A 7,739-nucleotide genomic window follows, 5' to 3' on the forward strand; every position below is an offset into this window, starting at 1 on the left:
GTTACTCGGCCATCGATGATGAATTGGAGGTTTTAGGAGAAGGCACGGGATCGTAGCCGCCGGGATGCCACGGATGGCATCGGCCGAGTCGACGCAGACTCAGCCAGCCGCCATGTAGCAAGCCATGTGTTTCGATGGCTTCTAGCGCATAGCACGAGCAGCTGGGATAGAAACGGCAATGGCTGGCCATCATTGGACTGATGGCGTACCGGTACAGCTTGATGGAAGCAATGGCCAAGTTACGCATGGGTAGGGTTGGCTGCTCCAGGATCGCCCGATAGCGCGGGCTGCTGGCGGGACAAGCGTTTCCACAGTTTGGTGAACTGCCGGGCCAGCTCGGGATTGTCCAGGTCGGCCAACCCCTTGCGCGCAACGATCACCACATCCCATCCAGCCAGCTCGAGCTGGTGCTGGCGAAACGTCTCACGTATCTGCCGCTTGATGCGATTGCGCTCGACCGAGAGCTTGACGCTCTTTTTGCCGATCACCAGACCGAGGCGTGGATGTTGCAGACCGTTCTCGCGTGCCAGTAGCAGGACATTCCTGCCAGGCACCTTGCCGGCCGGGGAGTCGAACACACACTTGAACTGGCGCGGTGTCAGCAGACGCTTTTCCCGGCCGAAGTCTCGACTCACCCCCTGCGCCGATGTCAGACGGTTAGACGCTTGCGGCCTTTGGCGCGACGACGCGACAGGACTTGGCGGCCGTTCTTGGTGGCCATGCGGGCACGGAAACCGTGGGTACGAGCGCGCTTGATAGTGCTGGGTTGGAAAGTGCGTTTCATGGTGCGTTTACCTGGTGATCCATTGTGGGCCGGAATGGCCCCCTTTCAAGAGACCGGCGATTGTAGAGAAGCAACCGGGTCAGGTCAATTTCCAGCCAGCTACGTGCCAGAAGAAATAGAAAGAAAAGAATTAGAGAGCTTTTCCAGATATAAAGCTTATGTATGTTGCTTGCCTTATCTGTGGATAACATTGCGGAAGCGCCGCCGTAGAAGGAGTATGGCAAGACGGAACCCAGTGGAGCGAGCATGTATTTCCGGTGGTTATGGCGTTAGCGAGCTGAGGATAACATGGAAAGATATCCACAAGCCTACTCCAGCTCAGCTTGATCACAGTCTTTTCAACTGATCTCAGGCGGGGTTATCAACAGGTGTGATTTTGCCGCTGCCGATAGCCGGGTCCCTCTAGATAGAGGAGGTGTTGCGGAGGGAGTTGTGGATAACCTGGGTAGCGGCGGCTACAATGGCGGCCTTCTGAACTCGGCGAAGGTTGATAGGAGTTTCCGTGTCCGTGGAACTTTGGCAGCAATGCGTAGACCTGTTGCGCGACGAGCTGCCTACTCAGCAATTCAACACATGGATTCGTCCACTGCAGGTGGAGAGCGAAGGCGGCGAGCTGCGCGTCTATGCTCCCAACCGTTTCGTCCTCGATTGGGTCAACGAAAAGTACCTTTCGCGCCTGCTTGAGCTATTGACCGAGCGTGCCGATGGCATGGCACCGGCGCTGTCGCTGCTGATTGGCAGCAAGCGCACGGCACCTGCTGCGCTGCCTTCCGCGGCGGCGGCACGGCAGCAGGTGGCTGTGGCTGCCGTCAACATCACCGACGTTACATCTGTCACTCCGATGGGGCAGGCAGCGACAGTTGTCGCAGAGCCGGAGCCGGAAGCGGCTCGCCCTGCGCGCAACGTGCAGGTCGAAGGCGGACTCAAGCACACCAGTTATCTGAATCGTACCTTTACCTTCGAAAATTTCGTCGAAGGCAAGTCCAACCAGCTCGCTCGCGCGGCGGCCTGGCAGGTGGCAGACAATCCCAAGCATGGCTACAACCCGCTCTTTCTCTACGGCGGTGTCGGGCTCGGCAAGACCCACCTGATGCATGCGGTGGGCAATCACCTGCTGAAGAAGAATCCCAATGCCAAGGTGGTGTACCTGCATTCGGAGCGCTTCGTCGCGGATATGGTCAAGGCGCTGCAGCTCAACGCGATCAATGAATTCAAGCGTTTCTACCGCTCCGTCGATGCGCTGCTGATCGACGATATTCAGTTCTTCGCCAAGAAGGAACGCTCGCAGGAGGAGTTCTTTCATACCTTCAATGCGCTGCTCGAAGGAGGCCAGCAGGTCATCCTCACCAGCGACCGCTACCCGAAGGAAATCGACGGCCTTGAAGAGCGCCTTAAGTCGCGCTTCGGCTGGGGCCTGACCGTTGCCGTGGAACCGCCGGAGTTGGAAACCCGGGTGGCGATCCTGATGAAGAAGGCCGATCAGGCCAAGGTCGATCTGCCGCATGATGCGGCATTCTTCATTGCCCAGCGCATCCGCTCCAACGTGCGCGAGCTCGAGGGCGCGCTCAAGCGGGTAATCGCTCATGCGCATTTCATGGGGCGGGAGATCACCATCGAGTTGATCCGCGAGTCGCTCAAGGATTTGCTGGCATTGCAGGACAAACTGGTCAGCGTGGACAATATCCAGCGCACCGTGGCCGAGTACTACAAGATCAAGGTTGCCGATCTGTTGTCGAAGCGACGGTCGCGTTCCGTCGCCCGTCCGCGTCAGGTGGCGATGGCGTTGTCCAAAGAGCTCACCAATCACAGTCTGCCGGAGATCGGCGATGCGTTCGGTGGGCGCGATCACACCACGGTGCTTCACGCTTGCCGTAAGATCGCCGAATTGCGCGAAATAGACGCCGATATTCGTGAAGATTACAAGAATTTGCTGCGAACTCTGACAACCTGAATGCGATCCACCCAATAAGGCAAGGGACCAGACCATGCATTTCACCATTCAGCGCGAAGCCCTGTTGAAACCCCTGCAACTGGTTGCCGGCGTTGTCGAACGGCGGCAGACCTTGCCAGTGCTTTCCAACGTTCTGCTGGTCGTACAGGGGCAGCAACTGTCGCTGACCGGTACCGATCTGGAAGTCGAACTGGTCGGTCGCGTTACCCTCGACGACGCGGCTGAACCCGGAGAGATCACCGTTCCGGCGCGCAAGCTGATGGACATCTGCAAGAGCTTGCCCAGCGATGCGCTGATTGATATCCGCCTCGACGAGCACAAGGTGCTGATCAAGTCGGGACGCAGTCGCTTCACGCTCTCTACCCTGCCGGCGAACGATTTTCCCACCGTGGAAGAAGGCCCTGGCTCGCTCGGATTCAGTGTCGAGCAGGGCAAGCTGCGTCGCCTCATCGAGCGCAGCAGTTTTGCCATGGCGCAGCAGGATGTGCGCTATTACCTCAACGGTATGTTGCTTGAGGTTTCCAACGGCATGCTGCGCACGGTCGCCACCGACGGTCATCGTCTGGCCATGTGTTCCATGCAGGCCGGTATCGAGCAGGCTGACCGTCACCAGGTCATTGTCCCGCGCAAGGGAATTCTCGAGTTGGCGCGCCTGCTCACTGAGCAGGACGCGGAAGTCAATATCATGCTCGGCCAGCATCATGTGCGTGCCACGACAGGCGAGTTCACGTTCACTTCGAAGCTGGTTGACGGCAAGTTTCCGGATTACGAGCGCGTTCTGCCGCGTGGCGGCGACAAGCTGGTCATCGGTGACCGTCAACAGCTGCGCGAGGCCTTCAGCCGTACGGCCATTCTGTCTAACGAGAAGTATCGAGGCATCCGTCTGCAGCTGGAGAGCGGCCTGCTGAAGATCCAGGCTAACAACCCGGAGCAGGAGGAGGCCGAGGAAGAGGTTGCGGTCGACTATAGCGGTGGTTCGCTGGAGATCGGCTTCAACGTCAGCTATCTGCTCGATGTGCTAGGCGTGATGACGACCGAGCGGATTCGTCTCATCCTGTCCGACGCCAATAGCAGCGCGCTGTTGCAGGAGTTCGATAACGACGATTCCGCTTACGTCGTGATGCCGATGCGTCTGTAACCTCAGTTCGATGTCCCTGACCCGCCTGAGCGTCACCGGGGTGCGTAATCTGCAACCGGTGGCGCTCGCACCCTCCCCTCGCATCAATATCCTTCATGGCGATAACGGCAGCGGCAAGACCAGTTTGCTCGAAGCCATTCACCTGCTCGGGCTGGCCAGGTCGTTTCGCAGCTCCCGACTCGGTCCGGTCATCGCGTATGAGCATCCCAGCTGCACGGTCTTCGGCGAAGCTCAGCTTGCCAGTGGGCAGCTCTGCACGCTGGGTGTGGCACGCGAGCGTGGCGGCGACTTGCGCATCCGCATCAATGGGCAGAATGCGCGCAGCATGTCGGAGCTTGCCGATACGTTGCCGTTGCAGCTCATCAATCCGGATAGTTTCCGTCTGCTCGAAGGTGCACCGAAGCTGCGGCGGCAGTTTCTCGACTGGGGTGTGTTCCACGTGGAACACCGCTTTCTCGGTGCCTGGCAGCGCGTCCAACAGGCCCTGAGGCAACGGAACTCGTGGCTGCGGCATGGTACACTTGACACCGTTTCACAGGCCGCCTGGACACGCGAATTGGTGCTGGCGAGCGACGAGATCGACAGCTACCGGCGCACGTATATCCAGATTTTCAAACCGGTTTTCGAGCGTACGCTAGCGGCCCTGCTGCAGCTGGAAGAGCTGCAGCTCAGCTACTACCGCGGTTGGGACAAGGAGCGCTCGCTCGAAGAAGTACTCGATGCGGCCGTCGATCGTGATCGTGCGTTAGGCCATACCCAGGCAGGGCCGCAACGCGCCGATCTGCGGTTACGTATCGGTGGTCACAACGCAGCCGACGTGTTGTCGCGCGGTCAGCAGAAGCTGGTGGTTTGCGCGCTGAAGATCGCCCAAGGGCACCTCGTCAGCGAAACGAAACGCGGCCAGTGCATCTATCTGGTGGACGACCTGCCATCGGAGCTGGACGACCAGCACCGCCAGGCGTTGTGTGGATTGTTGGAACAACTCGACTGCCAGGTTTTCATCACCTGCGTCGACTCGACTGTTTTGCAAGCAGGCTGGAACGCAGAAACGCCAGTCTCAATGTTTCACGTGGAACATGGGCGCATTACCCAGACCACGGCCCTTTCGGAGTGAAAGTATGAGCGAAAATCACGCGTACGATTCGTCCAGCATCAAGGTGCTGAAGGGGCTCGACGCCGTACGTAAGCGCCCAGGCATGTACATCGGCGACACCGATGACGGTACTGGCTTGCACCACATGGTCTTCGAGGTCGTCGACAACTCCATCGACGAAGCGCTGGCCGGCCACTGCAGCGATATTTCCATCACCATCCATACCGATGAATCGATCACCGTTCGCGACAATGGCCGCGGTATTCCGGTGGATATCCACAAGGAAGAAGGCGTTTCCGCGGCAGAGGTGATCATGACCGTGCTGCACGCGGGCGGTAAGTTCGACGACAACTCCTACAAGGTGTCCGGCGGCCTGCATGGCGTAGGCGTATCGGTGGTCAATGCGCTGTCCGAGGAGCTGCTGCTGACGATTCGCCGTGAAGGCAAGGTCTGGGAGCAGCTCTATCGCCACGGCGTTCCGCAGGCGCCGTTGACCGCGGTCGGTGTTACCGAGGGTTCCGGCACGGAGATTCATTTCCGTCCCTCACCCGAGACCTTCCAGAACATCCATTTCAGCTGGGACATCCTGGCCAAGCGCCTGCGCGAACTGTCGTTCCTCAACTCCGGCGTCGGCATCGTTCTGCGTGACGAACGCAGCGCCAAGGAAGAGCTGTTCAAGTATGAAGGCGGTCTGAGCGCATTCGTCGCCTATCTGAACACTAACAAGACCCCGGTCAACCAGGTATTCCACTTCAACGTGCAGCGCGACGATGGCGTCGGTGTCGAAGTGGCGCTGCAGTGGAACGACAGTTTCAACGAGAACATCCTTTGCTTCACCAACAACATCCCGCAGCGTGATGGTGGTACCCACCTCGCCGGTTTCCGTTCGGCGCTCACCCGTAACCTGAACAACTACATCGAGCAGGAAGGGCTGGCGAAGAAGCACAAGATTTCAACCACGGGCGACGATGCACGTGAAGGACTCACTGCGATAATTTCGGTGAAGGTGCCTGACCCGAAATTCAGCTCGCAGACCAAGGACAAGCTGGTTTCTTCCGAGGTGAAAACCGCGGTGGAACAGGAGATGGGCAAGTACTTCGGCGACTTCCTGCTCGAGCACCCCAACGAAGCCAAGGCGGTGGTCGGTAAGATGATCGACGCCGCGCGCGCGCGCGAGGCAGCCCGCAAGGCCAGGGAAATGACCCGTCGCAAGGGCGCGCTGGATATTGCCGGCCTGCCGGGCAAGCTGGCCGACTGCCAGGAGAAGGACCCCGCCCTCTCCGAACTCTACATCGTGGAGGGTGATTCCGCGGGCGGTTCGGCCAAACAAGGCCGTAACCGCAAGACCCAGGCGATCCTCCCGCTCAAGGGCAAGATCCTCAACGTCGAGAAAGCGCGCTTCGACAAGATGCTTTCCTCGCAGGAAGTCGGCACGCTGATCACCGCGCTGGGCTGCGGTATTGGCCGCGAGGAATACAACATCGACAAACTGCGCTACCACAACATCATCATCATGACCGATGCTGACGTTGACGGCTCGCACATCCGCACCCTGCTGTTGACCTTCTTCTTCCGCCAACTGCCGGAACTGATCGAGCGCGGCTACGTGTACATCGCCCAGCCGCCGCTGTACAAGGTCAAGCGCGGCAAGCAGGAGCAGTACATCAAGGACGACGAGGCGATGGAGGAATACCTGACTCAGTCCGCCCTGGAAGACGCCAGCCTGCATGTCAATGAGAGCGCGCCGGGCCTTTCCGGCGAGGCCCTCGAGCGGCTGGTCAACGAGTACCGCTCGGTGATGAAGACGCTGCAGCGTCTGTCGCGCCTGTATCCGCAGGAGCTGACCGAACACTTCATCTACCTGCCGCGCATCACTGCCGAACAGCTCGCCGACGAGTCGGCTATGCAGGCCTGGCTGGAGCTGTACGCAGACAAGCTCAAGGGCGTCGAGCGCTCGGGGCTGAGCTACAGCGCCAGCCTGCGCGAGGACAAGGAACGTCACCTATGGTTGCCGGAAGTGGCGATCACCTCCCACGGCCTGGTCAGCTACATCACCTTCAATCGCGATTTCTTCGCCAGTAACGACTATCGCACCGTCACCGCACTCGGCGAGAAGCTCAGCAGCCTGCTCGAGGAAGGTGCCTACGTGCAGCGTGGCGAGCGCAAGAAGGCTGTGGCCTCGTTCAAGGATGCTCTCGACTGGCTGATGACTGAAGGCACCCGTCGGCATAGCGTGCAGCGCTACAAGGGACTGGGCGAGATGAACCCCGACCAGCTTTGGGAAACCACCATGGACCCTGCCGTGCGCCGCATGCTGAAGGTGACCATCGAAGATGCCATCGCTGCCGATCAGATATTCAACACGCTCATGGGCGATGCGGTAGAGCCTCGTCGCGAGTTTATCGAGACCAATGCGCTGGCCGTATCTAATCTCGATTTCTGATCGCTGCTGCTGTATCTCAGCAACAAGAAGAACCCGGCGCAACGCCGGGTTTTTTCTGTCCCCTTATATAGTCAACATTTATCGATGAGAGATGTTTAATCAATTTCTAAACCATGCACGCGCCCCGTAAGGTGAGGCCATCAAGTTCATTCACCTTCCTTTTGCGAATTCTGTAGCGGGGTAAACCGAATGTTGGACACCAATCTCAAGACCCAGTTGAAAGCCTACCTGGAGAAGGTCACCCAGCCCTTCGAGATCGTCGCGTCCCTCGATGACGGCGAGAAATCCCGGGAGCTGCTGAGCCTGCTGCAGGACATCGCCGGCCTCAGC

General features: G+C 59.2%; 8 protein-coding genes. 5 read left to right on the forward strand and 3 right to left on the reverse strand.

What is annotated here, in order from left to right; all coding sequences use genetic code 11:
- Nucleotide 1: 1 nt before the first annotated feature.
- Genes yidD through rpmH form a run of 3 tightly spaced genes read right to left on the reverse strand, consistent with a single transcriptional unit; the run spans nucleotide 2 to nucleotide 784 of the window.
- Nucleotides 2–247 carry a membrane protein insertion efficiency factor YidD gene (gene yidD, locus U8L64_RS19255; protein ID WP_333398600.1) on the reverse strand — a complete coding sequence of 82 codons (246 nt, stop codon included), beginning with the start codon at nucleotides 245–247 and terminating at the stop codon, nucleotides 2–4.
- Nucleotides 240–635, reverse strand: coding sequence for a ribonuclease P protein component (gene rnpA, locus U8L64_RS19260; RefSeq protein WP_043294919.1), 396 nt, complete (start codon nucleotides 633–635; stop codon nucleotides 240–242). The genes yidD and rnpA overlap by 8 nt, the downstream gene beginning before the upstream one ends.
- Before the next feature lie 14 nt (nucleotides 636–649).
- Entirely contained in the window at nucleotides 650–784 is a 135-nt protein-coding gene (gene rpmH, locus U8L64_RS19265) for a 50S ribosomal protein L34 (RefSeq protein ID WP_003290924.1), read from the reverse strand.
- A 502-nt stretch (nucleotides 785–1,286) separates the two neighbouring features.
- Between rpmH and dnaA the strand changes: the two genes are divergently transcribed.
- The 5 genes from dnaA to U8L64_RS19290 all read left to right on the forward strand — a co-directional run.
- On the forward strand, nucleotides 1,287–2,735 hold the full coding sequence (dnaA, locus tag U8L64_RS19270; protein WP_054094233.1) for a chromosomal replication initiator protein DnaA: 1,449 nt from the start codon (nucleotides 1,287–1,289) through the stop codon (nucleotides 2,733–2,735).
- A 34-nt stretch (nucleotides 2,736–2,769) separates the two neighbouring features.
- A complete protein-coding gene (gene dnaN, locus U8L64_RS19275) occupies nucleotides 2,770–3,873 on the forward strand; it encodes a DNA polymerase III subunit beta (protein WP_043294917.1) in 1,104 nt (367 codons plus the stop codon).
- A 10-nt stretch (nucleotides 3,874–3,883) separates the two neighbouring features.
- Nucleotides 3,884–4,987 (forward strand): DNA replication/repair protein RecF, encoded by a 1,104-nt coding sequence (gene recF, locus U8L64_RS19280; RefSeq protein WP_043294916.1) that lies wholly within the window; start codon nucleotides 3,884–3,886, stop codon nucleotides 4,985–4,987.
- A gap of 4 nt (nucleotides 4,988–4,991) precedes the next feature.
- Nucleotides 4,992–7,409 (forward strand): DNA topoisomerase (ATP-hydrolyzing) subunit B, encoded by a 2,418-nt coding sequence (gene gyrB / locus U8L64_RS19285; protein ID WP_333398611.1) that lies wholly within the window; start codon nucleotides 4,992–4,994, stop codon nucleotides 7,407–7,409.
- A gap of 189 nt (nucleotides 7,410–7,598) precedes the next feature.
- The coding region (locus tag U8L64_RS19290) for a hypothetical protein (RefSeq protein WP_333393442.1) at nucleotides 7,599–7,739 on the forward strand (141 nt) is incomplete at its 3' end.

Origin of the sequence: Pseudomonas sp. FIP_A4, assembly GCF_036701605.1 — a bacterium.
Lineage (GTDB): Bacteria > Pseudomonadota > Gammaproteobacteria > Pseudomonadales > Pseudomonadaceae > Stutzerimonas > Stutzerimonas phenolilytica.